We start from the raw sequence: 26,554 nt of genomic DNA, 5'->3' as shown, positions 1-26,554 counted from the left end.
GATTTAATCTAACCATAGTGGAATTGAAACACATATATAAAAAAAATTACCGTCTACCCTGACAAGGATTTAATCTAACCATAGTGGAATTGAAACTTACCATCAATCCTGATGCAGTCCTACTTGATTTTGTGATTTAATCTAACCATAGTGGAATTGAAACTTCAAGTGTAAATCCGCTTGTTACTGGAGTTCCATTGATTTAATCTAACCATAGTGGAATTGAAACTGAAAAATGGTGTAACTAGTACGATCAATAACGTAAGATTTAATCTAACCATAGTGGAATTGAAACGAGAGAGGGGCTCATGTTCAAAATGCTCCAGCCAGGATTTAATCTAACCATAGTGGAATTGAAACGGCAACATTTGAATCCCTATATAAGACACACCTGCACGATTTAATCTAACCATACTGGAATTGAAACACGTGTGGGAAAATAATAGACATGAATCAAAAATATGATATAACTCAAACTTCGCACTTATAAAAGTAGCTCTGTACCTTGATAATTCAATATTATTGGGTTATAAAATAGCATGAGACCTCCATTTTTGGTATAATTGAATTATCTAAAAAATAAACCAATTGGAGACTCATGCTATGAATAGTATAACACAAAATTACCAAATTGATAATAAGGTTTCTACTTCGATTAAAAGTTTTTTCAAAAAATATAGAATTTCGGCTGCTTTAAGGTTATCGAATGCTTACAAAAGCAAGGGTATTCCCTTTATTTCCATTTTCGAGTACTTATTCTGTATGATCTTTACCAATAGATCTATGTATATGAATATGCTAATGGGTACAAATCAGGCTGGTTTTAAGAAGGACACGGTTTACAGGTTCTTAAACTCTATTCATATCAATTGGATCCGGTTTACTACTTGGCTTAGCGCACAGATTATAAATGAGACAATTACTGGGTTAACAAGCGATAAACGCGTAAATGTTCTTATTGTGGATGACTCTTTGTTTGAACGCTCTAGCTCTAAAAAAGTAGAACTACTAGCAAAAGTATATGACCATGCTAAGAAAACATACAAGTATGGCTTTCGCTTACTTACACTCGGATGGTCAGATGGAAATACTTTTCTCCCAGTCAATGGCTGTCTTTTATCTACTGAAAATCAAAAGAATCGTATCAATGAAGCTATAACTATGGACAAGCGATCCGCCGGGTATTTAAGAAGGAATTTAGCCCAAACCAAAGCAACAGCCGTAGTTCTGGAATTAATAAAGGCCGCTAAAAAGGCAATGATTCCAGCATCCTATGTATTGTTTGACACTTGGTTTTGTTCTCCTTCTTCTTTGATTGCTATTAAAGAGATGGGCTATGATATCATTGCAATGGCGAAGAAAACATCAAAGATGCATTACCTATATAATGGAATAATGCAGCCGTTAACGGCAATATACAAGCAAAACAGAAAAAGAAGAGGTAGGTCAAGATATCTGTTATCCGTGGAAGTTTCCCTTGAAAAAGACGGAAAATCTATTCCTGCTCGAATTGTATTTGTCCGAAACAAGAATAAGCGAAAAGACTACCTGGCGCTTATTACCACGGATATGAACCTTAATGAGGATGAAATCATTCGTATATACGGAAAGCGCTGGGATATAGAAGTCTTTTTCAAAGTGTGTAAATCATACTTGAAGCTCAGCAAAGAATGTAATTCATTATCTTACGATGCGATGACAGCACATACAGCAATAGTATTTACCAGATACATGATGCTTGCACTAGAGAACCGCCGATCATCAGATTTGCGAACAATGGGAGAGATATTTTACTACATACAGGATGAAATGTCTGATATTACATTGATTCAGGCTTTTCATCTGCTTATGCAAGTATTCTTAGATACAATAGCAGATAAACTATCGCTGACTTCGGAGCAGCTGGACCAATTACTTAATGCTTTTATGGCTGCGATTCCAAAAGAACTTAAGGAAAGACTCCCAAAATGTGCATAATTGCGTGAATTACTATACTTTTTTCTGGCAAAGTATTAAGTTTTCAACGGGTCATGATCTTACAATCACAACCAGGGATGAAAATGGGCTAAGTTACTTGCATAATTTCAACTATGTGCTAAATTCAAAGTAGGACAGGAACTGAGTTTGGTCGCTCATTGGAGGAATAGTACCCCGTTTTTCAACGTAAACTGATTGCCTTCGAGTACAGCCAATTGTGCACCTTTAGGCAGCACGAGTAGTAAAGTTCATATAATCTCGGGCAATCATTCCTGTCAAAATATTTAAAGGAGTTGATTTATATGCAAGACATTCTTGAATGCTGTTGCGGACTTGATATCCACAAAGAATCCATAGTTGCATGCCTTCTCAAAGGACCGGTTAACAAACAACCTTCCTCTGAAATCAGAGTGTTTTCAACACTGCTTTCAGACCTTGATTCTCTAAAAGCATGGCTTGTTGAAGAAAACTGCATGCATGTGGCTATGGAAAGTACAGGTATATACTGGGTACCTGTCTATGAAACTCTTGAAACAGCATTTGATGGCCGTATGTCCCTGATTGTTGCCAATGCAAGGCACATGAAGAATGTGCCCGGCAAGAAGACCGATATGAAAGATGCGGAATGGATTGCTACTCTTTTAAGGGCTGGTCTTCTCAACGGAAGTTTTATTCCGGAAAAAGATATCCGGGAGGCCAGGGACCTCACAAGATATCGTAAAAGCGTTATATCGGATATAACTTCACAAAAGAATCGTATTGAGAAGTTTCTACAAAGCTGCGGTTTCAGGCTTTCATCTTTCATATCAGATATATTTGGTGCTTCTGGCAGTGCAATAATAAAGCATCTTTACACCCACGGCAGCATTACTATCAAGGATCTTGACAGTTGTCTTAAAACCCAAACCCGTAGAAGGATAAATGAAATAATGCAGGCTATAAATGGCAGACTGGACAAACACCAGATGCAGTTTCTTAAAATGATGTTCGGTCATCTCGAGAGTCTTAAAGCCCATCTTTCAGAGGTTGAGAGCCAGATTAATTCATTTATCTGTAAGTATGACCATCAAATAGAGCTAATAGATGGTATACCGGGTATAGATAAAACAGCTGCATCTACAATCCTTGCAGAAATCGGCACTGATATGAGTAAATTCAAAACTGCTGAACATATTTGTTCTTGGGCAGGGTTAAGTCCAGGCAATAATGAAAGTGCGGGTAAAAAAAAACGAGTAAACATCAATAAAGGTAACCCATATATAAAATGCATCCTTTGTGAAGTAGCCTGGATAATAACCCGCCAGAGGAAATCATACCTGTGTGCATGGTATTGGAGGATGAAACAGCGTAAAGGTGCCAAAAAAGCAATTGTAGCTCTTGCCAGGAAACTACTTGTAATCATCTATACTATGCTTAAAACAGATACAAAGTATAACGAAAACTGTTTTGAATCACGCAGGCTTCAAACCGAGAAAAAACGAGTTGCAAGAATGGTTTATGAACTTCAAAAACTCGGTTTTGAGGTAAAGCAGCCTGCATAAATGAGATATTTTCATTACACTAGATATCTATGCAAGTATAGGCGATTATACTTGCATAGGATAGTATTAGCCTTTTTCACGGTTAGTATATTTAGTATATTAAGTTGCCAAGGAGCGAGCCTTCGCAAGTGTCTTTGAAGTCTTGGAAGAAATTATCCCATTTTCGTAGTAAGGAACAGAGTAATTATCTATGTGCGAAGTTTGAGTGATTTAATCTAACCATACTGGAATTGAAACTCTGACTTTATCCGTATTGCCAAACCTATTGATTCAGCCAAGCAACTTATGAACAAGAATGTCATTGACATTCACCTCGCATTGTGATATATGAAAATTAAAACAAATTTTAGGAGGAATGTATATGTTTAGAAATAGATACAAATTAATAGTATCTATCATCATTATTATACTACTTTTATTAGGAAATGTATATGCTGTACCGTATATAAGGTTAATAATCAATGGACAACAGGTATATACAGACGTGCCACCCCAAATAGTAAATGGTACTACGTTAGTACCGATTCGTGTAATTTCAGAAACATTAGGTGCAAAAGTAAATTGGGATGGTAACACCCAAACTGTTACAGTAGACATGCCACAGTACACGCCTGAAGCCAAAATGGTAGAACATTATTGGGAAACTACCAATGACAATACCGGCAATATCACACCTCCGGCAATTGATAGTTCTGTTTCGGGCACACTAAATAGCTATTTGAAAGACGCATATACACTTTTGAAACAGAAAGCACCGGAAGCATATAAGTTAGTATGTGCCTATATATCAAAGGTTAGTGAAGCTGAAACAACAACTGATAGTAATGTATTTGCAACAACGTATTCAAATACACATACGATTGTATTTAATACACCAGCTTTGAAGATGTTCAACAATAACCCCTATTTTTATAACGTTGAATGTATTGCTATTACTTTAGCGCATGAAGCATATCATGGGCAACAAATGGCATCAGGTTCATTTGAACCAAACAACGTCAATTGTAATGAAGCAACAGCGTACACATACGAATATTTTGTAGCAAAACAGTTAGGTGTACCCCAAGATTTACTCAATTGGATTAAGACCCAGATAACTAATAACCTGAATTAATTGTCGGTGTTTTCTTTGGTGCTATGTCTTTCCAATCTGGTATTGCTACACCATGTGCTTTCTGTACATTAATAATTTGTTGTAATAAATCCCTTAGCTCGTACAAGTTACTTCTTTGCACAGCTTGGGGAATTTAATCTAACCATACTGGAATTGAAACTTGCCGTTTTAAATCGTTTGGACGATTTAACGGGTTTTTCATGTAATTCTTTGTGTTGTCTTATAGATATTATATTTATGTAAAATATTAAAAAGGCATCAACAATGACGCCTTTTTGCTTTGATATACTTCGCTTTATTATATTACCTGTTTTATGCCTATGAGTATCAATATCAATCCAGCAATGATTGTCGCCTTTCTTTTAAAGTTCCATCTATTTAAAAAGTTTGTCACATAATTTCCAATCCATAAGGCTATGAAACTTATAAGAGCAGACAGAAATCCTATAAAAAAAGAATTTAGCCCTATCATGCCAGCGCTTAATCCCCCTCCAATATTGTTTATAGAAAGGGCGATGCCTAGAAATGTAGCTTCTTTAAAGTCAATGTCTTTAGAATCATCCACATCGGCTTCCTCAGGCTTTTTCAATATGTCGTATATGTTTTTCGCTTTGTCGTTTATATCATTAGGATTGTCAGTGTTTTTTTTTAAATACGGTTCAATAGCTATCCAAAGGCCTATAGAGATAAAGAGAATCATGCTCAATATGGAACTTATGTGCTTACTAAGTACTCCAGATATTATGTTGCCAGACATGGCGGCGATGGATGATATTATAAATGTTATCAGGGATATCCACAAATTTTTTACTGCGGTGATTTTTATTCCTCTTACGCTGTAGGCTATTCTGACGCTTATGTTGTCTATGTTGTTGGCTAAAGCGATGAACAGTGAATAAATAAAGTGCATATTTTATCCCTCCTCTTTTAGATTCATAATCAATATATGTTGGGGAAGTAAATATGTGTTTCTACTTAAGCAAATTATGTTCTAATATTTGTGGTTTCGTATTAATATATAGTGAACAATAATATGGGGGAGCTGATTTAATGAAAGGTAAAAAATATATATGGCTGGTAATCCTTGTTGCTGCCATAGGGCTACTTATCTATTTTGCACCCATTAAAAACAGCAACACGACGGTGTACAATATGGATCTAAAGTACAACGATAAAGATAAAACTATTATTGGAACAGAAGTGGTAGACTTTATAAACACAGATGATGTGAATTTAAGTGAAGTGTACATGCATTTATATCCCAACGCATTTAAAGATAAAGATAATGTTCCATTTACGAAAGAAGAGATAGGATTGGCGTATCCAAATGGATTTAAGCCTGGATATATTGAGATAAACAAGATAACCTTTAATAAAGATGTACCGGCTACATACAGCATTGATAAAAAGACAGGTGAAATTTTAAAAATACTCCTTCCAAAAAAATTAGAAAAAGGCGATAGGATTAACTTTACTATTAGCTTTAAAGTACAGATTCCTCCATCTCAAGGCAGGTTTGGTTACGGCAAAAACACTGTTCAGGTGACAAATTTCTATCCAATATTATCAGTGTACGACCAAAATGGATGGAACAATGATCCATACTATACACTTGGAGACCCATTTTATAGCGATGTCTCAAATTACAGCATAAGACTTACAGTTCCTAAGGACATTGTGGTGGCATCGACAGGTGTAATAAAGTCTGAAACGAGAAATGGTAATGATGATGTTGTGATGATAGATGCGCCTAATGTAAGAGATTTTGCACTTGTGTTGAGTCCCAAGTTTAAAGTCGCTGAAGAAGACGTTGACGGCATAAAAGTTAAATCATATTATTTTGATGAAGACGTAGGATTGAAAGCATTGAAATACGCATCAGATGCCATAAGATTTTATAACAGCTACATAGGCAAATACCCGTATAAGCAGTACAGTGTTGCTGAATCAGATTTTTACATGGGCGGCATGGAATACCCAAATTTAGTTTTTATTTCAAAAGATCTTTATTCAAAGGATAACCTGTTTAATCTGGAGTATGTTATAGCGCATGAAACTGCGCATCAGTGGTGGTATGGAGCTGTTGGAAACAATGAAGTAAAGGAAGCATGGCTTGACGAAGGCCTTACGGAATATACAACAATTATGTATATCGAAAGGTATTACGGAAAAGCCACAGCAGATGCGGTATTTAAGTCAATCATTTCAGGAGAATTTTACAAGTTTTCAAAGGCAAATAAAGATGATGCTATGGTGAAGACATTAGGACAATTTAAAGACTGGAATGATTATACAAATATCGTCTACAACAAAGGTGCTATGGTATTTAGTGAACTAAGGGGGCTTATCGGTGACGAAAAATTTAAAGAAGTCCTAAATAAGTATTACAACCAGTATAAATATAAAAATGCCACTACGCAGAACCTAATAGACGTAGTGGACAGTGTAACTGGAAAGGATACAGGAGGATTCTTTGCCGAATGGCTTGATTAATTTATAGTTTTTCTTTTAATCCTTATGTCTTCACCGTAAAAATTTAAAAGTTTGAAATTGCCAAGTATCCTTGAGCACAATCTTTCAGGATATATATTCATAACTTCAGAAAGCGGTAGATTAGTTGATATTATGAATTTTTTATTTGCTAAAAGCCTTGCATTTACAATGCTGAAGATCTCCTGGAGGCTGAAAGGAGTTATAGGTTCAGTCCCCAGGTCATCTATTATAAGTAAGTCACATTCTCTAAGCAAATCCGTATACTCGTAGTACGAATCGTTGTCAGAGTTCAACTTATTAAGCCTTAATCCTTCTACAAGGTCTGGAGCTGTCCTATATAGCACTACTTTGCCTCTGTCCAGTAGTTCTTTTGCTATACAGTTTGAGAGAAACGTCTTACCAAGTCCTGAGTCACCATAAAAAAACAAACTTTCTTTCTCATTATCAAAATTATCTATAAAATCTTTTGCAACATCGACTATACTTTTCATGTTTTCCCGCGGAGACATTTTGCCTTTATAAGGTTTATCAGAGTATAGATAATAGTCAAAATTGCTGAAATTTTCAATTTTTGTAATGTCTTCTATGCTGGACTGCCTGTAGTATAAGTTTATAAGTTTTTGCTCAAAACATTTGCATCTCTTGTTATTGACATAGCCTGTATCTTTGCAGATATTACATTCAAATTTTTGCTCCATGTACGTTTCAGGATAACCATTTGACCTTAATAAATCGGCTTTTTTCTTTTTTAAAGCGTTGAGCCTACTTCTTAAGTTTTCTAAAAGATCCTTATGTTTTTGAGGCTTTAGAAATATGGATTTAGAGATTTCTATGCCTATGTCTTTTATCTCGTCATCTATATTTGATATCTCGGGAATTTTTCTGTACACTTCTTGCCGCCTCATAAGAGCTTCCTTTAAGGACTTGTCCCTCAGCATCTCATATTCCCTTAAAACCTCTTGAACCAAGTTATTCACCAAATTCACCTCTTGAATGAGCTAATAGTTTTTTCTCAAGTTCGTCTACATCGTAAGTTCTTTGTGAATATCCATTAAAATAATTCTTGGGAACCTTATAGTTAGGAGCAGTTTTTTTGGTATAGGGCTTTTTCTTTACTTTATCAAAATCATTTATGGTTCTTATGCCGTCATTGTACCAGTTAATGAGTATTTGATTGATGTATGGAAAACTTGGCTCATTTATCTTTAAGACACATTCATTGCATGCTTTTAATATTACGTCAATGTCAAAACCCAGATCATCCATCCATCTGTCCATCATGGCTTTATGTGCTTCCATTACATCGTCATCCTTAAGACCCAGTGCCCGTAAGATTTTTTTGTACCTTATCCACTTTTCGCTTTCTGCTTTTAAATATGCTTCAACATCAAGAGCGGTTTTAAGGCCTGCATCATGCCATGCGATGGCTACCTTTTCCATGTATTTTAGGGATGTCTTATTTTTTGAGGCACAGTAACTTATAAGCATAGTAAGTATTTCCAGAGAAAATCCGTATTCGTCAACCCAGCCAAGATAAGTGTTCATCTCTGTAGGAGAAAGTGGTCTACCTATCATCTTTTCAACCGTCTCAAACATCTGCCTGACTTCTGTATCATCAATAGACAATGTGTGCTTATCATCGACTTTCTTAACGAGCGGAAGATATTCTATGTAATATTCGCTGTCAGAATATCTAAGCCTGATTACACCAGACTTTTCCCAAAATTTCAGAGCTTTATCTATGTCGATTTCTGACATAAAAAGTTTTTCGGCCATTTCTTCTATAGAGAAGCTTTGGTTGTAATATGAGTATTTAAGTCCTAAAAGGTATACTTTTACGTACTCGCCTGGTGCTTCCAACATGTAATGATTTATGAAGAAATTGCTAACGGGGGTGCTTCCCAAATCATCAAAATCATTAGAAAAATTGCATCTGCTCATGTACACCACCTCAAATTTAATTATAACACGATGTGTCATAACCATCAATTTAAAAGAATATAATATATATTACGACAAATTTATATATTTTTTAAGCTGAGTTATGTATAAAATTTGTAAAAATACAGATAATATTAAGGCATTTTTGTAAGAATACACTCTATGCGCAAATGAAAGGAGAAGATGATGGATAACGAAGGCAAATCAAATCCTTTTAGTTGCGGCATTATGAAAAACACCGCAATTAAAAGAAGATGCATATTTGTTGTCGCTTTAGGAATTCTGTTTGCCATAGCATTTAAATATATCGACAATGACAAAAGTGCATATTCGTATGTCTGTGTAGAAAATGACTATAACACTTCATATATAACGAATGCAAAAAGCGAAAAAGAAAATTTGATTACTTATTTAAATACTGTAAATAATAAAAATTTGCGCATTGAAAAACCTACAGCAATTACAGTAGACGGTCTATATGTAGTAGCACTAAAGAGCAAAAAAGATGCTTTAGAAGCACTAAAAATCACGCTTGACAAATATAAAAGAGGATCCATTAAAGCTTACTTTAAAAACGATGTTAGATTAATGGAAGTTGATACACCAACAGCAAATCTGAAAACAATTGAAGAAGCGGTAAAAGATCTTGAGGGAAAAAGTCGATCTGTGACGTATGTGGTAAAGGATAATGATACACTGTGGTCAATTTCGAGAAAATTTAATGTAACATTAAATGATATATATAATCTAAATCCAGGTATCAGTCAAAGGATATATCCAGGGGAATTGCTTAAAATAAAAGAGTCTAAGCCTCTCTTGACTGTTGTGACAGAGAAAAAATCGGTATATATGGAGGATATTCCGTATGAAACCGTTACTCAAAAAGATGATAAAATGTTTATAAATGATTCAAAAGTATTAGTTAGAGGCAAAACTGGCTCTAAAATAGTTACTGCTATTTTGAAGTATTACAATGGTGAAATTGTCAATAAAAATGTAATAAATGAAAATGTGGTGAGTGAGCCAGTTAATGAAGTTATTGCTGTAGGAGATGAACCACTTCCAGTGACATATGCTACGGGTAATTTTATCTACCCGGTTAGAGGTCACATAACAATAACATCAAGATACGGGCAGAGGTGGGGAAGGCTCCATGCAGGTATAGATATAGCTGCATCGATTGGAGATCCAATTTATGCTGCAGATGGAGGGACAGTAATATTTTCAGGCTGGGAAAGTGGATATGGATATCTCGTAAAAATTGATCACGGAAATGGATATGTGACTTATTATGGACATGCCAGCAAGCTGATTGTGAAGAAAGGAGATAAAGTTTATAAAGGACAGGAAATCGCCTTGGTAGGAATGACAGGAAATACGACAGGACCTCATGTCCACTTTGAGGTTAGAAAAAATGGTGTACCTGTAAATCCTCAAATATACTTAAAATAAAATGAGCCCAAATAAATTAGCAGGGCTCTTTTTTTTATCCTTAAATTTACTTTGCAATATAAATGACATTGGGTTATAATGTAATTGTATTACCTCATATATTTAGATATATACATAAATCTTTTTTCTTTTCTTAGTATTTTGTGAGGTGATACAATTATGAGAAAAAATAAAAATTTGGTAGCTATTGTATTTATTGTTTTTGTACTTGCTATTTTGTTGAATGGCAGTATCTTGACAAAAGCATATCCGGTGTATAAAGTAATTGGAAAAGATAAAATTGAAAATAGCATTAAGAATTTTAAGACAAAGGAAGGCAAACATTTTATTATAAGGTACACAGAACCAGATAGCAAATATGTTGACCTTATTATTAATACGGCTGAGAAACATTATTATGATATTATAAAAGATTTGGGATATACTCCAAAAGGCAAATCAACTATTATAGTTTATAACAATCCTGATGAGATGAACAAAGATTTTTCTCTTGCAAAAGGGGAAAATGCTATGGGCATATACTTAAATGGTGTAATTAGCATAGAATCGCCATCGCTTTGGATATCTCCTGGGCAGGATGTAACAAAGGTATTTCAATATGAAGGACCTGTTGTGCACGAGTTTACTCATCTTGTTGTAGATGATATTGCAAATGGAAATTATCCTATATGGTTTACAGAAGGTATTGCTCTTTTAGAAGAGTACAGACAGGATGGCTATGAATGGGGAAAAGATTTAAACTATAATGGTGCCCCGTACACTTATGAGCAATTGAAGAACGATTTTAATTCGCTTGATGAAATGCTTGCTTATAAAAGGGCTTTTCAAGTGACAAAGGCTATAAGCGATAAATATGGAATGGGAACAATAAGAGAGATGCTTAGAGATTTAGGAAGTGGAATGAGTATAGAATCAAGCTTTTATAAAGAGACAGGCTTAAGACTCGATGTCTTTGTCAACAATGCTAAGGAGTGAGTGAAGTTGAGTAGCAGGATACTAATAATTGACGATGAAAAACCTATTGTAGAGATTTTGAAGTACAATTTAGAAAAAAATGGTTACAGTACAATTGAAGCGTATGACGGGGAGGAAGGTCTTAAATTAGCGCAAGAGAAAAATCCTGACCTTATCCTCCTTGATGTCATGCTTCCAAAGATGGATGGTTTTACTGTTTTGAGAATATTAAGGCAGACAATGACGACGCCTATTTTAATGCTGACGGCCAAAGAAGAAGAAGTAGACAAAGTGTTGGGATTAGAATTAGGCGCCGATGACTATGTGACAAAGCCATTTTCCATGAGGGAGCTTATTGCACGGGTGAAAGCTAACCTGAGGCGAAGTGGAATAAACAATGGAGAGGGCATGTCTAATGTCATAATCGTTAATAATTTAAGCATAGATTTATCAAAGTATAAAGTTGAAAAAAATGGAAGACCTATAGAGCTGACATCAAGGGAATTTGACCTTTTAAAATTCCTAGTGGCCAACCGAGGGCTCATTTTTTCAAGAGAAATGCTTTTGGAAAAGGTGTGGGGCTATGAATATTTTGGCGATGTGAGGACAGTTGATGTGACTATAAGGCGATTGAGGGAAAAAATCGAAGATGATCCAGCAAACCCAAGGTATATACATACCAAAAGAGGGGTTGGTTATTATTTTAGCGAAGAAAGTGAACTATAAAAGCATACAGTGGAAAATAATTCTCATATATGGACTTTTAATATTGGTGGCAATGGAAATCATATGGGTATACCTTTTCAAATCGTTGGAAAATTACCACATGACTAATTTTGAAAATTACATAGAAGCACAGGCGACTGGAATTGCCTTTACATTAAAAGACAACATGAATTCAAAGTCTAGCCTGGATAACATAATAAATATGTATTTAGGCCCTAATGCTTACATAAAATATGTGTACATACTTGATAAGGATGGAAATATTTTGGCCAGCTCTACAGGTGAAAAAGGAAAGATGCTGACACCTGCAGTTATAAAGGCATTATCTGGAAAACAAGGGATGGAAACCAGCAATGACAATAATTCAAATGGCAAAATCAGGAGTATTGCAATGCCAGTTGTAGATAGCGATGGAAAAATATCTGGTGTGGTATATGTAAGCGGATCTTTAAAAAGCGTTTATGACACGCTATCTGATGTAAATTTCATCTTATTAAGCGCAACTTTTATTGCTGTAATAATAACCGTAATACTTGGATATATTTTAGCAAAGACAATAACTGACCCAATAAAAGAAGTTACGAAGTACGCCCGCGAGATGGCGGAAGGTAACTTTGATGTACATATAGATATAAAATCTGATGATGAGATAGGTAAATTGGGCAGCATGTTTAACTTCATGTCTAAAAGGCTTAAATCAACTTTAAATGAGATGGAAAATGAGAAAAGCAAGGTAGAAGCTATTATAAGCTATATGTCTGATGGGGTAATTGCCAAAAATGATTCAAACAGGGTGATTCTTTTTAATAATGCTGCTGAAAGAATGATAGGCGAAAAAATTACTATGGATGAGCCTTTAGAAAAAATTGCGCAAGGTCAGCTTAAAAATACTGAAAGCCTTATATACTGTAATGGTAAAATTTTGAAATCATTTGTAAGCCCAATTAAAGTTGATAAGAATATAGATGGAAATGTCTTTGTACTGCACGACATTACAGAGCAGCAAAACCTTGATAACATGAGGAAAGAATTTGTGGCAAATGTCTCCCATGAATTGAGGACGCCTCTTACAACTATTAAAAGCTATACAGAGACGCTTTTAAATGATGGTGTTGATGAAGAATACAGGAACAGATTTTTAAGCATTATCGACAAAGAAGTAGACAGGATGACAAGGCTTGTGAAGGATTTGCTTCTTCTGTCAAAGATGGACTCAAACGGCAAGTTAAATCTGGAAGAAACCAATTTAAATGAGTTTATAGAAAATATCCTATATAAAATAAAGATTGAAGCACAGAAAAAAAATCAAAAACTTACATTTTGTGCCGGAGAAGAAAAAAGAAACATAAATATAGACAGGGATAAAATGGAGCAGGTGCTGCTTAATGTAGTGTCGAATGCTATCAAGTACACAAATCTAGGCGGATATGTGAGGGTATTTACAAAGTACGATGATGACTATGCTTATATAACTATTTCTGATAATGGCATCGGGATACCAAAGAAGGACCTTCCAAGGATATTTGAAAGATTTTATAGAGTGGATAAGGGAAGATCTAGAGAACTGGGGGGTACTGGACTTGGCCTTGCAATTGCGAAAGAGATAGTTACGGCACATGGAGGGGAAATAAATATCGAAAGCGAAGTAGGAATTGGTACAATTGTCTATATAAAGCTTAAATACTAAATAAACCGTAATTATATTTTAATATTGCTGTAACATTGTTGTAATAATGGTATTCTATAATTTAACTATAAGTGAAAATGGTTATATTAGGAATTATGTGTAAATTTATATAACTTTTTGTTATATTATGATGGGGAGTGGTACTTTTGAAAAAGGTTTTAGCCCTTATCATTGCCACTGTAATGTTTATGACGTTTTTTATGACGTATGGATTCGCTGATGATTTAATCACGGTTAAATCAGACATAAATAATGTCACAACAAACAACAAATACTTTGTAATATCAGGCAATGGGCAGCCAGATACTTATGTTGAGCTTATTTTAAACGATAATTTAAATGACAAGTGGGTAATAGGTGATACTGGTCTTTTTGCAAAATTGATAACATTAGCTCTTGGTGATAACTATGTTACGTTGAAGGCTGTTAAGGACGGCAAAATACAAATTGTCAAAGGACATATAACGCTTCAGTATAAGGATGGAATTATTCAGGTTACGGTTGACACATTAGAAGGCTTGTGGAATAAGCTTTTTAAGTAGAGCGGTGTTCCTATGAAAGAGCATATAAAAACAATTGTGTTAGTATTGCTTGTTTCAACAAGCCTTTATTTAAGTTACACATTGTGGACGTCTTTTCCACAAAAAAGCTTTTTTATGACTAAGCCCACACCATCAAGTGTGGATATTTTTAGTATAGTTAGACCTTCATCGATTGAGATAAATGCTAATGACACATTTAGAGACATAACATCGTCAAATGATATAACTTCAATATGGGCAAATACAATAAAAACTTTAAAAGATAATTTGGGCAAAGGAATTGCATTATCGCAGGTTGACAAAAGCAGCATAAATCTTAGAGGCAATTTGATATATATTGATATGGGCAAAGGCATAACAAAAGATATATTTACTGATGCTTTAAACTTAGAAAGTTTATCTGAATTAAATAAGATAAACTCCGACGCATATATAAAAGAGATTATAATTAAAGTTGGCAGTAAGCCGCAAATTATATTTACGGATTACAACAACTACTTTGTCATGAGTTTAAAGAATTCCAGATATTTTGACGAGTTAATTGGCAAACAATTTCAAAATTCAATCGACTATGTAATGACGACTGCAGATGATGTTTACAGCGAAAATGTGTTTACATTGAAGAATTTCACATTAGGGAAATATGTAAACAAGGGTTTTGCAAATGATAGCATCTATAGGACTATAACTAAGAATGTATTTGTAAACATATCTGTTGTGAGAGAGATAAAGGAAAATAATGGTTCATACATATATACTGATGGCATAAGAGGGCTAAGGCTTTACAGAAATGGCTTAATAGAGTACTTTGATACAACAACAACATCGACAAAACTAACTATGAGCAAAATTGAGTCATTAGATAAAGCATTAGAATTTATAAAAGATCTAGGAATCAATGTGGAAGATGTATACATAACGGGTGTTAGTGGCAGTGGTACGGAGTATAATTTTTCATTTAATTACATATTTGATTATCCTATATGCGTAATCAGAAATGGAGAAAAATCAGAGCCTATAGACATTTCTGTATCAAATGGGATTATAAAGACTGCTAAAGTGAATTTCATGGATATTTATTATGCTGGAGATTACAAGAGCAACCTTTATAATATACAGAAAGCAATAGTTGACAATAAGATAAAAGGTGTGGAATCGTTAAAACTGGTGTATGTATTTGATGGGACTGAGCTAATCCCTGCATGGGATGTTAAATGCATAGGCAATGAGTACCTTATAAATGCTTTGGATGGCAAAATAATTTGATGATGGTGTTATATAATATGGACTGGTCAAAGGCAAAAACAATCTTAATTCTTATATTTGCGGTATTAAACGTGATACTTTACTTAGGAAATTTGAATATTGCAGAAACCAGCAATTCAATACCTTCTTCTTCAGAGATAAAAAAAATGAACGATATCTTAAAAGAAAACAATATTGTTGTTAAAGCGGAGATTCCTAAAAATTACAAGCCGATGCCTATGCTTTTGGTGAAGCTAAAAAATTACACCAAAGCATATATTGAGGGCAATTTTTTAAATGGCTCTAGACAAATTTCATATGACAATGGATCATTTTATAACATTGAAAATGGTACAATAGAAGTAAAGAATGGTTTTTTTTATTATAAAATAAGCGATGAGAAATTTACAAAAATGGATAAAGATGATGCTTTTAATTATATAAAGTCATTTGTAAAAAGTAAAAATCTTGAAGAGAAATATTCTGTTATAAATGAATACGCTGATGGCAACAAATACACTGTTGAGTATACAGAAGTTTACAACGGTATTAATGTAGATGTTAGTTATATGAAAGGTGTTATTAGCAATGATACGTTTTCGTTTGAATCTACATGGCTTATTCCAATACGAGAAGAAAAAGAAAGAAAAGAGATTATACCACCTATAAATGCACTTCTTAAGCTTCTTGATGTGGATGAGGGCCATCATAATATTATTGTAAAAGAAATAAAACCTGTCTACTTTTTTAGCTGGCGAAATGCCGATACAGGCGAAGCAATACCTACTTGGAGGATAACAACAGAAAACTCTGTTTATTATGTGAACGCATATACTGGTAATATTGAAGAGAGGTAAAAATTACCTCTTTTTTATTTCGCTTGTTTTAAATAAAATGCTTGTAAAGTTGTTGAAATTGTATTAAAGTATATATGTGTAATTGTGATGTTTTTAGTTTTCTTGAAGGGAAGATCAAACAGTGGAGAAGTTTGTGATAAATGGAGGAATACCATTAAAAGGAACAGTTGAGATTAGTGGGGCGAAAAATTCTGCTGTTGCCATACTTCCTGCTGCTCTTTTAGCAGATACTCCCAGCACTATTGACAATTTGCCAGAAATAAGCGATATAGAACTGCTTAGTAAAATGATTGAATACCTTGGTGGCAAAACTATAAAAAAAGAACATGAGATAATTATAGATCCTAAAGGTATTAATTCATTTTGCCCACCACACGAATTGGCAAGTCAAATGAGAGCATCGTATTATCTTATTGGGGCTCTTCTAAGTAGATTTAATGAGGCTGCTATTGCAATGCCTGGTGGTTGCAATATTGGAGTGAGGCCAATTGACCAGCACATTAAAGGTTTTGAGGCATTAGGTGCTAAAACTACGATTGAACATGGAATCATAAAGGTAAAAGCAGATAAATTAGTGGGGAATCATATTTATTTTGATGTTGTAAGCGTGGGAGCTACGATAAATTTAATGCTGGCTGCCTGTAAAGCTGAAGGCACAACTATACTGGAAAATTGCGCAAAAGAACCACATGTTGTGGATGTCGCTAACTTCTTAAATGCGATGGGTGCTAATATAAAAGGTGCAGGCACTGATATGATTAAAATAGTAGGTGTAGACAAGCTTCACGGTTGCAAGCATACTGTTATACCTGATCAAATAGAAGCTGGAACTTATATGGTTGCAGCTGCAGCTACACACGGTGATGTAACAATAAAAGGCATTATTCCAAAGCATCTTGAATCAATAATAGCGAAAATGTCTGAAATGGGCGTTATAATTGAAGAGTACGATGAAGATTTAAGAGTTACCACAGCTGGAAGATTAAAGAGAGTTGATATTAAAACACAGCCGTATCCTGGCTTTCCAACTGACATGCAGCAATTGATGGCGGTACTTTTAGCACTGGCTGATGGTGTAAGCATGATTACTGAAAATGTGTATGAAGGCAGATTCAAATACTTGGACGAGCTTAAAAAAATGGGCGTTAATGCTAAAGTAGAAGGTAGAACGGCTGTTATAGAGGGCGTTGAAAAAATCACAGGTGCACCACTTAAAGCTACTGATTTGAGAGCCGGGGCGGCTATGATAATAGCCGGTCTCGCTGCCAATGGTGTTACAGAGGTTAAAAATATTTACCACATCGATAGAGGATATGAAGCAATTGAGAAGAAGCTACAAAAACTCGGTGCAGACATAAAAAGAGTAAAATAAGTCCAATTTGGACTTATTTTTTTGTATAATAAAATATAGAATAAATCACCTCATAATACACATGATAATTAAGAGGTGATATGATGCAAAATGGTGACGATAGGAAGATAAAAAAGCCGTCATACCTGACGACCGTCATAATAATTGCTGTAATTACGTCTCTCGTATTTACATACATTGCACCAAAATTTCTTTGGGGGAAAATAATACCGCTTCCATATACAGGTACAGGGCCCCTTAAAAAAGAGGTGGTAATCTCTAAAGCAGAGCCTTCTACGATTGCGGAAGCTGTAGCAAAGAAAGATACCCAAGCTGTTGTTGGTATATCTTCTGTTGAGTACGAAAGACAGTACTATATATTGGAGAAACAGGTTGAAGGTGTAGGCTCAGGATTTATCGTTGATAAAAACGGGTACGTTATTACAAATAATCATGTAGCAAGCCCTGAGTCAAAGAAACTTACGATCTATTTAAGTGATGGCAGCACATTGCCTGGGAAAGTTTTGTGGTCTGACTCTACTTTAGATCTTTCTGTTGTTAAAATCAATGCCAAAAATCTGCCTACTATCTCATTAGGAAATTCAGATAAGATTGTGGTAGGCCAAACTGTGATAGCTATAGGTAACCCTTTGGGACTGCGCTTTGAAAGAACTGTGACATCTGGTATAATAAGTGCATTGAATAGAAGTTTGCCAATAGAGGAGAACAACAAACAAAAGATAATGGAAGATCTTATACAGACAGATGCATCAATAAACCCAGGGAACAGTGGTGGACCATTAGTCGATGCGCAGGGCAATGCTATAGGTATTAATACGGCAAAAGTTACAACAGCAGAAGGATTAGGATTTGCAATACCAATCAATATTATTAAACCGATAATTAATAAAGTAATAACTACAGGTACATTTAAAGCACCGTACTTAGGCATAGTAGGATATGATAGAGAGATAGCTAGCTATATAAATGCAGATATAGTTATAGCAGAAGGAATATACGTTGCAGATATAGATCCTAAAGGCCCGGCTCAAAAAGCAGGCATCAAAAAAGGTTATATACTGCTGGAAGTCGATGGTAAACCTGTCGATACGATGGTTCAGCTTAAGACAGTGATATACTCAAGAAACATAGGAGATAAGGTAAGCGTAAAATACAGGACACTGACTGGGAACATAGGAACGACTACGATAACACTTGGGAAATGAGGAGAATAAATTATGTATGTTGTATGTGAGAAACATTTAGAGGATGCCATAGAGGAATTTGTGGATGTATATGAGCAGCCGCCGGATATATATAGGCTTGATGATGTCTCGTTTACTGACTGGTTGGCACCTCATAAGTGCGATTTTTGCGATGATATTCCTAAGTACCTTGTAGTGTGACGGAGGGAGAATTTTGAATATAGACATAATAGCAGTAGGAAAGATAAAGGAGAAGTTTATAGAAGATGGAATACAGGAATATGTAAAAAGATTGAAGCCATATTGCAATATAAACATAATTGAAGTGAACGATGAAAAGGCACCTGAAAGCTTAAGTGATAAAGAAAAAATAAGTGTTATGCAAAGAGAAAGTGTTAAAATTGTCGATAAGATTAGAAAAGGAAGCTTCATAATATCTCTTTGCATAGAAGGTAGACAAATGGACTCAGTAGAATTTGGCCGCTATATAGAAGATGTTATGACAGCGGGCAATTCTAATATTACATTTGTGATAGGAGGATCCCTTGGCTTACATAACGATATAAAATCTATGTCAGGTTTGAAGCTATCATTTTCAAAAATGACATTTCCACACCAGCTTATGAGACTTATATTGATAGAGCAAATCTACAGAGCATTTAAGATAATGAAGGGTGAGCCATATCATAAGTGAGGGATAGATAGTATTGTTTCAGAAATTCATTATTAAAATTCATGAGGCAAGAGGAAAGTATAACTATTTTTGGCATCCAAGGAATTTGTTATCACCATATGTTTAACTAGATGTAAAATATAAAAATTCTTGTAAAAATAAATTTTTTACTGGAATTTTATTTCGAAATCTCTGGAGATTGGATAATTGACTTGATACTTAATCAGAATTAACTTATAATATAAGTGTAGAAATCTTATTTTCAATGAAAATAAGGAGGTAATTAATATTATGGAATTAGCCAAGGTGACTGTTCGAGGTCAAATTACAATACCAAAAGAAATCCGTAAAAAACTAAACATCAAAGATGGTGATAAAGTAATTTTTTTAGAGGAAAATGGGAAAATCTTCATTGAAAATTCGGCAATTTTTGCATTACGGGAAGTACAAGATGCTTTTAAAGGTGAAGCTGAAAGGCTTGGCTTAAAAGATGAGCAGGATGTAGTCAAATTGGTAAAGGAAGTTAGAAATGAAATGTGGGAAGAACGTCATGCGAATCACAGTTGATACCAATATCCTCATTTCCGCTTTCTTATTTCCCAAAAGTAGTATAAATGATTTAATGATTATGATAGCTAAAAGGCATAAATTAATTTTATCATCATTTGTTATTGATGAAACTGTAGATGTGGTTAAAAGAAAGTTTAAAGGTAAGGAGGGAGCTATAGACAAATTTTTAAGCAAATTTCCTTACGAGATGGTTTATACGCCGCAAGAAATGAAAAATGATTTATTTAAAATTCGAGATGAAAAAGATTATCCAATCTTATATACAGCAATTATTGAAGATGTAGATATACTAATTACAGGTGATAAAGATTTTTTAGATATTGATATAGAAAAACCGGAAATTCTCGCACCTGCACAGTTCTTAGAGAAATACTCCTAACAAAGTTAAAATAAAATACAGAGCAACTATCCATCCACAACGGTAGGAGTTATATTAAATTCTGTAGAAATGAATAGTAATAAAGGAGATATTACAAACAAATCTATACCAATTATAAATAATGTAATTCACACTGTAAATAGATAAATGGTATCTTTTAAGTTAAAACGCATTTTCATCGTTCATTATCAATATATATATAAGCATATTAGCTTTTTTATGAATTATATTTATTAGTTTGCAGACAAAAAAATGACATGAATTTGGAAAATTAACTAAATAACTGAATGCAAATATATTATACAAGGAGGAGGTTATATATGGATTATGATATGATATTTGAATGTGATTATGGTGATAGAACTCCTATAAAGGAACAGCTAAAAAAATTATTAGATAAATTTAACGCATCAACTATGCCTATGTGTGCAGTTTTTATTAATAATAATCCGTATTCATTAGAATTTTATGTAGTATTAAATTTCAAAACCGATTTACCGAATTTAAGAGAGGATATAATTAATCAATTTAAGAATTTAGGTTGTAAATTAAGAACAGATTTAAATCTAACAGATTTTTTCGAAGCAATAGGTCAGCGACAATTTAATTTTTATTCTTTAATTGACTCAAAAAATTGTGACTTTATTTTTGATAATTATTTCTATTTCTCAGAAAAAAAGTATCTAAAGTCAAAATTGTATAGCAATCAGGAAATGAAACCAAAAAATTTGATTTTTATAAGTTATAGTACTGCTGATGAAGAAGAAGTGGATCAATTGGCATTAGAATTAAATAGAAGATCTATTTCAATTTGGTATGCAAAAAACAATATTGACTATGGAGAAAGCATAGTAAGTAAAATTGAAAAGGCTATTGATGAATGTGTTGGTGTATTATTTTACATTACGCAAAATTATCTCAAATCAAATTGGTGTGAACTTGAAAGAGAGACATTTTATTCAAGATATGCTTCTGAAAGAAATATTTTAATGATTACAATTAAAGATTGGAATATAGATTGGAATGAGTTACCATCTTTTCTTAGAAATTTGAAATACATAGATAGAAAAGAATTTAAATCAATGCAAGATGTTGCTGTAGAATTAGTTCCTACGATTAAGAAACATTTAAATAATGTTAAGAGATAGGGATGAGTGGATGGGATTAAATGGAAAAGAAGATGTGCTAATAGAATTGCTTAATAAATGTACAGACAGGGAGCGTAAAATTGCAAAAGAAATATTAAAACTTTTGGTTACATATATAAAATAGTCAAGATGCAGTTACTACGGTAGCATCTTATTTTTTGCCATCTTTTATTAAGGATTTAAACATATAATAATGTTATAAAATTCTAAGACATACATGATTTTACAAAAAATTAGTACTTTTGGACAGTTGACATATTTATGAAGTAAATATATTATGAAATTAATCTAAAACTTTGTGAGGGTAGATTTTAGATGAAAAAGATAATATATTTTTTAATATTAATTGCTTTGGCTTTATTGATTGTCATAGCCTATGATTTAGCTGCTGTCCATTCTCAAAAAACTAGCACAGATGTAAATACCGAAAACACTTTGGCAAAGAAAGTTAATACAACAAATGAAAATAAGATAAAATTGAAAGACGTATATACGAATCTGCCGTATGATATTTCTCAAGTAAACATTTCAAGAATAGAGGCAGATGGGTTTTCGCGAGTAGAGGTTTTTGATAAGAATACTGGTAAGTTTATAGAGGCATATGGCGAAAAGGCAGAAACTGTATCTAAATCAGACATCTTAGATAAGTTAAATGATATTAGTAAAATTTCAAAGCTGACCATTTACAAAGAGCGAATTGATGGATCTGCAGTGACGAGACTCTATACAGTTTTAACTGTTTATTCTGATGGTTCTTTCAGGCAGATAGAAAGCATTGATAAAGCATACTGGGAAAAAGCAAGCGATGGCGATTGGAAGCTGGAAAATCCACATGCAAGTGCTATTTCAACGATAGGAAGCTTTCCTACAACAGAAATCGAGACAAGCGGAACCACGACTATTAAAATGAAAGCTACATTATTTACAGTTGGTTTATTAGACAGTTCAGCCCGCAGTGTATTGTCTATACCAGGCAGCACATATTATTTAAGAAAAATCGTAGAATTAGGCTATCGTTACAGCTTGTATTAAAAATTTATTGGTGATAATATGGGCAGCATTATGCTTAAGAACTATTCTTCAAAACTTTCACATTGACATAAAGGTATATGTGTATTATAATACACATATGGAGGTGTATTATTATGCGGACAAATATCATTATTGATGACGAACTTATTAAAGAAGCTTTGAAGATAACTGGGATAAAGACAAAGAAAGAAATTGTCAATATAGCGTTAAAAGAGTTAATAGAAAACCATAAAAGGAAGAATCTAATGGATTTAAAAGGAAAAATACAATTTGACGAAAACTATGATTATAAAAAGATGAGGGAAAATCATGATATTAGTTGATACATCAGTTTTGATAGCATTTTTTAAAGGTATAAATAATAAGCAAGTAGAAAAATTAGAAGACGTAATAAAAAATGGTGTGCCGTTTGGTATAAATTTTTTTATATATCAGGAAGTTTTGCAAGGAGCAAAATCAGATAGAGAATTTAAATTATTGAAAGAATATTTAAGTACACAGAGGTTTTATGATTTAAAAAATGGTATGAAATCCTACGAAGCAGCAGCAAAACTTTATTTTGTTTGCAGAAAGAAAGGAATTACAATACGTAGTACCATTGACTTGCTTATAGCAGAGACTGCAATTGAAAATAATTTATACCTTCTACATGATGACAAAGATTTTTCTTATATTGCTGAAGTTGACAAAAACTTAAAAGAATATTGATAAGCTTACTTTAAGGTACATATAGACTTTTCACGGTGCTTTTGTCCAAGTGCTGCCTTTACCCCTGCCATGACTAATTATCAAACCTTCTTTTTTAAGGTCATTTAGTACCTTTCTGATTGTAGAGTCTTTTGTATTAGCAAATCTATTTCTTAAATCGTTTATTGTAAAATCTCCCTCCATATTTTCAAGAATTTCTTTTCTAATGGCGTAGTAAATTCCGCCTGTAAAGTCATTCTTCGTTTGATATTTTGATATTTCTTCTGCGACTCTATCAGGTATAGATTCGCTTTCGTGTGATACAATGGCTTGGAAAAACCGTAATGTCCATTCATTGGCCAATTTTCTATTGCCAGCAAATATAATTTGAAATTTTGGATGAAATGCAAAAATCTCAGCTATCACTTTAGCCATATATGATGGCGTATAAATGCTTAATTTGTCAGGGTTTAAGTAATCTGAATAGTTGGCTTCAATGACAAGTGCCGAATGCTTATATTTTTCCAATTCACCCAGCTTCTGATGTAAAATTGGCAAATTGGCGATGTCGGCTTTAAAGTTTTCAAAACTTTTTCTTTCTACGACGGCCTCTATTTCATTATTGTAAAACAATGCGTAATCACCTGCTGGCAACTGTACTCTCTCAACAATGCAATTGGTAAATTTCCAAGGGTATTTTTCATTTGCATCAATCAATATGTGAAGATCATTGCTTCCTTTTGCAGTCAACTTGACACGAGGCTTGTGCTCCTTTAAGCCTTGCTGTGTTCTCCAAAATATCTGTTCGTATTCCCCTTCTTTGTTTTTGTATTTCTTTTTAAGGAATAGAAATTCGCACCTTTTATTTACACCGCGGTCTAAGACCACAGATAGCCGCTTGCCATATCGATCAATTGATATAATTGGTACTTTCTCAATGACTTCATAATCATTGGACTGTTCATTGGTATCTTTAAGGCAAAATATCTGACTTCCTGCACCAGGCCATTTATTCTGCACAAACAATGATAAAAGTGTTGTATCGCCTTTTTTGATGCTAAGCCTGTATGGAAATTTATCGCTTTTTGTTGATTCAAGTATCCATAAAAGATCGCTCATAATGACCCTTTCCTAAATATGATTCATAATTACACAACTATTTTACTATGAAAAAGAGGTTGTTACAACTTTTTTCATGCGACAAGTACCATCTTAGTACTTTCGTATTAAAAAAATTAGTACTTTTGGTCAATTGACATATTTATGAAGTGGATATATTATGAAGCTAAGAGAATTACTGATAGCATCTAATAGTTTATGTTAAAAGGAAGGGAGGGAGATGTTAATATATGATAAAACGGTTTTTAACTTTGAAAAAATTCATTTCATTATTTTTAGTTGTAGCACTTCTTTCAATTTCAACTTTGAGTCCAGTTTATGCTGCTAATCCAACGTTCAATGATGCAAATTTAAAGAAATCAATTAATGACAACCGAGCATATACAACTATTGAAAATGTTCCAATTGACAAACAAAAAGTTGAGAATGGATCAATGACTGCAGAATATGCACAAAAAAAGGACACAAGTGTAGAAGAAAGTGGCACTATTAAACCACAAGGTTTAAAAGGTAAAGCTTTAAAACTATCTGTAAAAAGAATTGCTGGAATGTTAAGATCAAGTGCAATAGATAAAATAGCTGAATGGATGGAAACTTATATTAATAAAGAAGCTGCAAAATATCTAAGAAAATATTCTATCAAGATTGCAAATAAATTGGATGAGCTTTCTACATGGGAAGATTTGGCACTTCAAGCGATTGAAGATCAAGTAACGGGATTTTTGAATGGATTGGGTGTACCTTATAGCATTGCAAAAGGAATAGGGCTTGGTCTAAAATATATTATAGATTGGGGAGTTTTTTAATCTTTAGGAGGGATAACTTTATGGATAGCTTAGAACAGAGAGTACTGGAGTTAGAACAGAGAGTGCTGGAATTGGAATCACAAAACAGGTTATTAATCGATGCATTGCTTCGCATAGCTTCTGAAAAAGGAGAACCACTTGCAAAAAATTTCAGCACATATGCTCTTCTCAATAAATATACAGCTTATGAAATACAAGAACTTGAGGGATTGTTAAAGTGGGCATTTAATAAAAGCACTGAAAATAATTTAAGTAAAGAAGAATTTATTGAAGAGTTTAATAGACGTTTACCTAAAAGAAAAAATGAACTAAACTTTCTCTTCGAATGCTATAGAAGAGAGAACATTCTACCATATTTATGTGATTTAGTTTTAGGAGATAATTAAAAAGCATTTAAGAATAGATTTTTATTGTTGTGTCTTCATCTGGAGATTATGAAACAATATCGAGCCTAAATAAATCAAGTTATATTCGGGAGATGGATTATTTTGGGGATAAATTTTCCGATAGGATTAAAAGCTATTTTGTTTATTTTTTTCATTCCTCTTATTATAAAACAATTTAAGTCGACAAAAAATATTGTTATAGTCACATTTATGGCAGGGTTTATTATATATGCAATTGAACTAATAAGTATAGTGTTTTTCCCGATTACATTTTATCCACCTATGCCTAATTATACTCCAAATGTAAATATTGTTCCTATGAAAGATATAATAATTCTTATGAGATTACAGCCAATTAATATAGTTATAAAAAATGTGGTTGGGAATATTATACTTTTTATACCGCTTGGCTTTTTTGTACCGATAATATATAGAAAGATGAACAAATTTAATTATACGTTATTGTTGGGTTTGTGTGTTTCAGTATTTATAGAAATTGCTCAATTTATTATTGATTATTTGACAAAGTATCCCAATCATACATGCGATGTTAATGATGTTATATTGAATATTATTGGATTAATATTAGGTTTTATAATTCAAAGAGGAATTAGGAAAGCATCTTTTATGGCAAACTATATTAATAATGTTGCAAATAAAATTGAATAA

General features: G+C 33.5%; 29 protein-coding genes, 1 pseudogene and 1 CRISPR repeat array (1 of these 31 cut by a window edge). Of the genes and pseudogenes, 26 read left to right on the top strand and 4 right to left on the bottom strand.

Translation table 11 applies throughout. The features are described from left to right. A CRISPR array of direct repeats spans positions 1–427; the repeat unit is 30 nt; unit sequence GATTTAATCTAACCATAGTGGAATTGAAAC (it extends 2,255 nt beyond the left edge of the window). 176 nt (positions 428–603) lie between these two features. The 3 genes from TTHE_RS13340 to TTHE_RS13815 all read left to right on the top strand — a co-directional run bounded on the left by TTHE_RS13340 (position 604) and on the right by TTHE_RS13815 (position 4,632). After that, positions 604–1,977 (top strand): IS4 family transposase, encoded by a 1,374-nt coding sequence (locus tag TTHE_RS13340; protein WP_013299099.1) that lies wholly within the window; start codon positions 604–606, stop codon positions 1,975–1,977. A 302-nt stretch (positions 1,978–2,279) separates the two neighbouring features. Continuing rightward, on the top strand, positions 2,280–3,518 hold the full coding sequence (locus tag TTHE_RS13335; protein ID WP_013299098.1) for an IS110 family RNA-guided transposase: 1,239 nt from the start codon (positions 2,280–2,282) through the stop codon (positions 3,516–3,518). A gap of 361 nt (positions 3,519–3,879) precedes the next feature. After that, a complete protein-coding gene (locus TTHE_RS13815; protein WP_013299097.1) occupies positions 3,880–4,632 on the top strand; it encodes a copper amine oxidase N-terminal domain-containing protein in 753 nt (250 codons plus the stop codon). Positions 4,633–4,930: 298 nt separating this feature from the next. Here TTHE_RS13815 and ytaF read toward each other — a convergent pair whose 3' ends face one another. Then, positions 4,931–5,542: a sporulation membrane protein YtaF gene (gene ytaF / locus TTHE_RS13325; protein ID WP_013299096.1), complete on the bottom strand. Its 612-nt coding sequence runs from the start codon at positions 5,540–5,542 to the stop codon at positions 4,931–4,933. Between the two features lie 140 nt (positions 5,543–5,682). Between ytaF and TTHE_RS13320 the strand changes: the two genes are divergently transcribed. Further along, a complete protein-coding gene (locus TTHE_RS13320; protein WP_013299095.1) occupies positions 5,683–7,125 on the top strand; it encodes a M1 family metallopeptidase in 1,443 nt (480 codons plus the stop codon). Here TTHE_RS13320 and TTHE_RS13315 read toward each other — a convergent pair. Continuing rightward, positions 7,122–8,102 carry an ATP-binding protein gene (locus TTHE_RS13315; RefSeq protein ID WP_013299094.1) on the bottom strand — a complete coding sequence of 327 codons (981 nt, stop codon included), beginning with the start codon at positions 8,100–8,102 and terminating at the stop codon, positions 7,122–7,124. The genes TTHE_RS13320 and TTHE_RS13315 overlap by 4 nt on opposite strands. Next, a complete protein-coding gene (locus TTHE_RS13310) occupies positions 8,095–9,066 on the bottom strand; it encodes a DnaD domain protein (protein ID WP_013299093.1) in 972 nt (323 codons plus the stop codon). The genes TTHE_RS13315 and TTHE_RS13310 overlap by 8 nt, the downstream gene beginning before the upstream one ends. A gap of 186 nt (positions 9,067–9,252) precedes the next feature. Here TTHE_RS13310 and TTHE_RS13305 point away from each other — a divergent pair, with 186 nt between their 5' ends. The 19 genes and pseudogenes from TTHE_RS13305 to vapC all read left to right on the top strand — a co-directional run bounded on the left by TTHE_RS13305 (position 9,253) and on the right by vapC (position 23,595). After that, complete coding sequence (locus tag TTHE_RS13305; protein ID WP_013299092.1) at positions 9,253–10,518, top strand: peptidoglycan DD-metalloendopeptidase family protein; 1,266 nt, start codon at positions 9,253–9,255, stop codon at positions 10,516–10,518. Positions 10,519–10,677: 159 nt separating this feature from the next. Then, entirely contained in the window at positions 10,678–11,493 is an 816-nt protein-coding gene (locus TTHE_RS13300) for a peptidase MA family metallohydrolase (protein WP_013299091.1), read from the top strand. Positions 11,494–11,499: 6 nt separating this feature from the next. Beyond that, positions 11,500–12,198, top strand: a complete 699-nt coding sequence (locus tag TTHE_RS13295) for a response regulator (protein WP_013299090.1) — start codon at positions 11,500–11,502, stop codon at positions 12,196–12,198. Then, positions 12,122–13,402, top strand: a pseudogene (locus tag TTHE_RS13290) (histidine kinase dimerization/phospho-acceptor domain-containing protein); the annotation flags it as partial. The gene TTHE_RS13295 and the pseudogene TTHE_RS13290, both read left to right, overlap by 77 nt. Before the next feature lie 3 nt (positions 13,403–13,405). Beyond that, a complete protein-coding gene (locus tag TTHE_RS15055) occupies positions 13,406–13,885 on the top strand; it encodes a sensor histidine kinase (RefSeq protein ID WP_423250153.1) in 480 nt (159 codons plus the stop codon). A 146-nt stretch (positions 13,886–14,031) separates the two neighbouring features. Further along, positions 14,032–14,427 (top strand): hypothetical protein, encoded by a 396-nt coding sequence (locus TTHE_RS13285; protein WP_013299088.1) that lies wholly within the window; start codon positions 14,032–14,034, stop codon positions 14,425–14,427. A 12-nt stretch (positions 14,428–14,439) separates the two neighbouring features. Beyond that, a complete protein-coding gene (locus tag TTHE_RS13280; protein ID WP_013299087.1) occupies positions 14,440–15,693 on the top strand; it encodes a YycH family regulatory protein in 1,254 nt (417 codons plus the stop codon). Positions 15,694–15,710: 17 nt separating this feature from the next. After that, complete coding sequence (locus tag TTHE_RS13275) at positions 15,711–16,529, top strand: two-component system regulatory protein YycI (RefSeq protein ID WP_041587623.1); 819 nt, start codon at positions 15,711–15,713, stop codon at positions 16,527–16,529. 121 nt (positions 16,530–16,650) lie between these two features. Further along, a complete protein-coding gene (locus TTHE_RS13270) occupies positions 16,651–17,901 on the top strand; it encodes a UDP-N-acetylglucosamine 1-carboxyvinyltransferase (protein WP_041587491.1) in 1,251 nt (416 codons plus the stop codon). Positions 17,902–17,984: 83 nt separating this feature from the next. Beyond that, positions 17,985–19,106: a S1C family serine protease gene (locus TTHE_RS13265; protein ID WP_013299084.1), complete on the top strand. Its 1,122-nt coding sequence runs from the start codon at positions 17,985–17,987 to the stop codon at positions 19,104–19,106. A 12-nt stretch (positions 19,107–19,118) separates the two neighbouring features. Beyond that, a complete protein-coding gene (locus TTHE_RS14065; protein WP_013299083.1) occupies positions 19,119–19,286 on the top strand; it encodes a CxxH/CxxC protein in 168 nt (55 codons plus the stop codon). Between the two features lie 13 nt (positions 19,287–19,299). Next, on the top strand, positions 19,300–19,779 hold the full coding sequence (gene rlmH / locus TTHE_RS13260; RefSeq protein ID WP_013299082.1) for a 23S rRNA (pseudouridine(1915)-N(3))-methyltransferase RlmH: 480 nt from the start codon (positions 19,300–19,302) through the stop codon (positions 19,777–19,779). Positions 19,780–20,049: 270 nt separating this feature from the next. Further along, positions 20,050–20,325, top strand: a complete 276-nt coding sequence (locus tag TTHE_RS13255) for an AbrB/MazE/SpoVT family DNA-binding domain-containing protein (protein WP_013299081.1) — start codon at positions 20,050–20,052, stop codon at positions 20,323–20,325. Continuing rightward, the gene (locus TTHE_RS13250; protein WP_256961493.1) at positions 20,288–20,707 is read left to right on the top strand and encodes a putative toxin-antitoxin system toxin component, PIN family; all 420 of its coding nucleotides are present in this window, start codon (positions 20,288–20,290) and stop codon (positions 20,705–20,707) included. The genes TTHE_RS13255 and TTHE_RS13250 overlap by 38 nt, the downstream gene beginning before the upstream one ends. 320 nt (positions 20,708–21,027) lie before the next feature. Beyond that, positions 21,028–21,855: a toll/interleukin-1 receptor domain-containing protein gene (locus TTHE_RS13245; protein ID WP_013299080.1), complete on the top strand. Its 828-nt coding sequence runs from the start codon at positions 21,028–21,030 to the stop codon at positions 21,853–21,855. Then, positions 21,842–21,979 (top strand): hypothetical protein, encoded by a 138-nt coding sequence (locus tag TTHE_RS14060; protein ID WP_231292678.1) that lies wholly within the window; start codon positions 21,842–21,844, stop codon positions 21,977–21,979. Before TTHE_RS13245 ends, TTHE_RS14060 begins: the two co-directional genes overlap by 14 nt. A gap of 191 nt (positions 21,980–22,170) precedes the next feature. Then, positions 22,171–22,887, top strand: a complete 717-nt coding sequence (locus tag TTHE_RS13240; protein WP_013299078.1) for a hypothetical protein — start codon at positions 22,171–22,173, stop codon at positions 22,885–22,887. Positions 22,888–23,000: 113 nt separating this feature from the next. After that, complete coding sequence (locus TTHE_RS13235; protein WP_013299077.1) at positions 23,001–23,210, top strand: type II toxin-antitoxin system VapB family antitoxin; 210 nt, start codon at positions 23,001–23,003, stop codon at positions 23,208–23,210. Continuing rightward, positions 23,197–23,595 (top strand): type II toxin-antitoxin system VapC family toxin, encoded by a 399-nt coding sequence (vapC, locus tag TTHE_RS13230; RefSeq protein ID WP_013299076.1) that lies wholly within the window; start codon positions 23,197–23,199, stop codon positions 23,593–23,595. The genes TTHE_RS13235 and vapC overlap by 14 nt, the downstream gene beginning before the upstream one ends. A 30-nt stretch (positions 23,596–23,625) precedes the next feature. Here vapC and TTHE_RS13225 read toward each other — a convergent pair whose 3' ends face one another. After that, a complete protein-coding gene (locus TTHE_RS13225; protein WP_013299075.1) occupies positions 23,626–24,693 on the bottom strand; it encodes an ERCC4 domain-containing protein in 1,068 nt (355 codons plus the stop codon). A gap of 230 nt (positions 24,694–24,923) precedes the next feature. Here TTHE_RS13225 and TTHE_RS13220 point away from each other — a divergent pair, with 230 nt between their 5' ends. The 3 genes from TTHE_RS13220 to TTHE_RS13810 all read left to right on the top strand — a co-directional run bounded on the left by TTHE_RS13220 (position 24,924) and on the right by TTHE_RS13810 (position 26,554). Beyond that, positions 24,924–25,499 carry a hypothetical protein gene (locus TTHE_RS13220; RefSeq protein ID WP_013299074.1) on the top strand — a complete coding sequence of 192 codons (576 nt, stop codon included), beginning with the start codon at positions 24,924–24,926 and terminating at the stop codon, positions 25,497–25,499. 20 nt (positions 25,500–25,519) lie between these two features. Then, positions 25,520–25,885, top strand: a complete 366-nt coding sequence (locus TTHE_RS13215; RefSeq protein WP_013299073.1) for a hypothetical protein — start codon at positions 25,520–25,522, stop codon at positions 25,883–25,885. A 102-nt stretch (positions 25,886–25,987) separates the two neighbouring features. Further along, positions 25,988–26,554, top strand: coding sequence for a VanZ family protein (locus TTHE_RS13810; protein ID WP_013299072.1), 567 nt, complete (start codon positions 25,988–25,990; stop codon positions 26,552–26,554).

Origin of the sequence: Thermoanaerobacterium thermosaccharolyticum DSM 571, assembly GCF_000145615.1 — a bacterium.
GTDB lineage: Bacteria > Bacillota > Thermoanaerobacteria > Thermoanaerobacterales > Thermoanaerobacteraceae > Thermoanaerobacterium > Thermoanaerobacterium thermosaccharolyticum.
The sequence above is the reverse complement of the archived record's forward strand: the minus strand, read 5'-3'. Positions and strand labels throughout refer to the sequence as shown.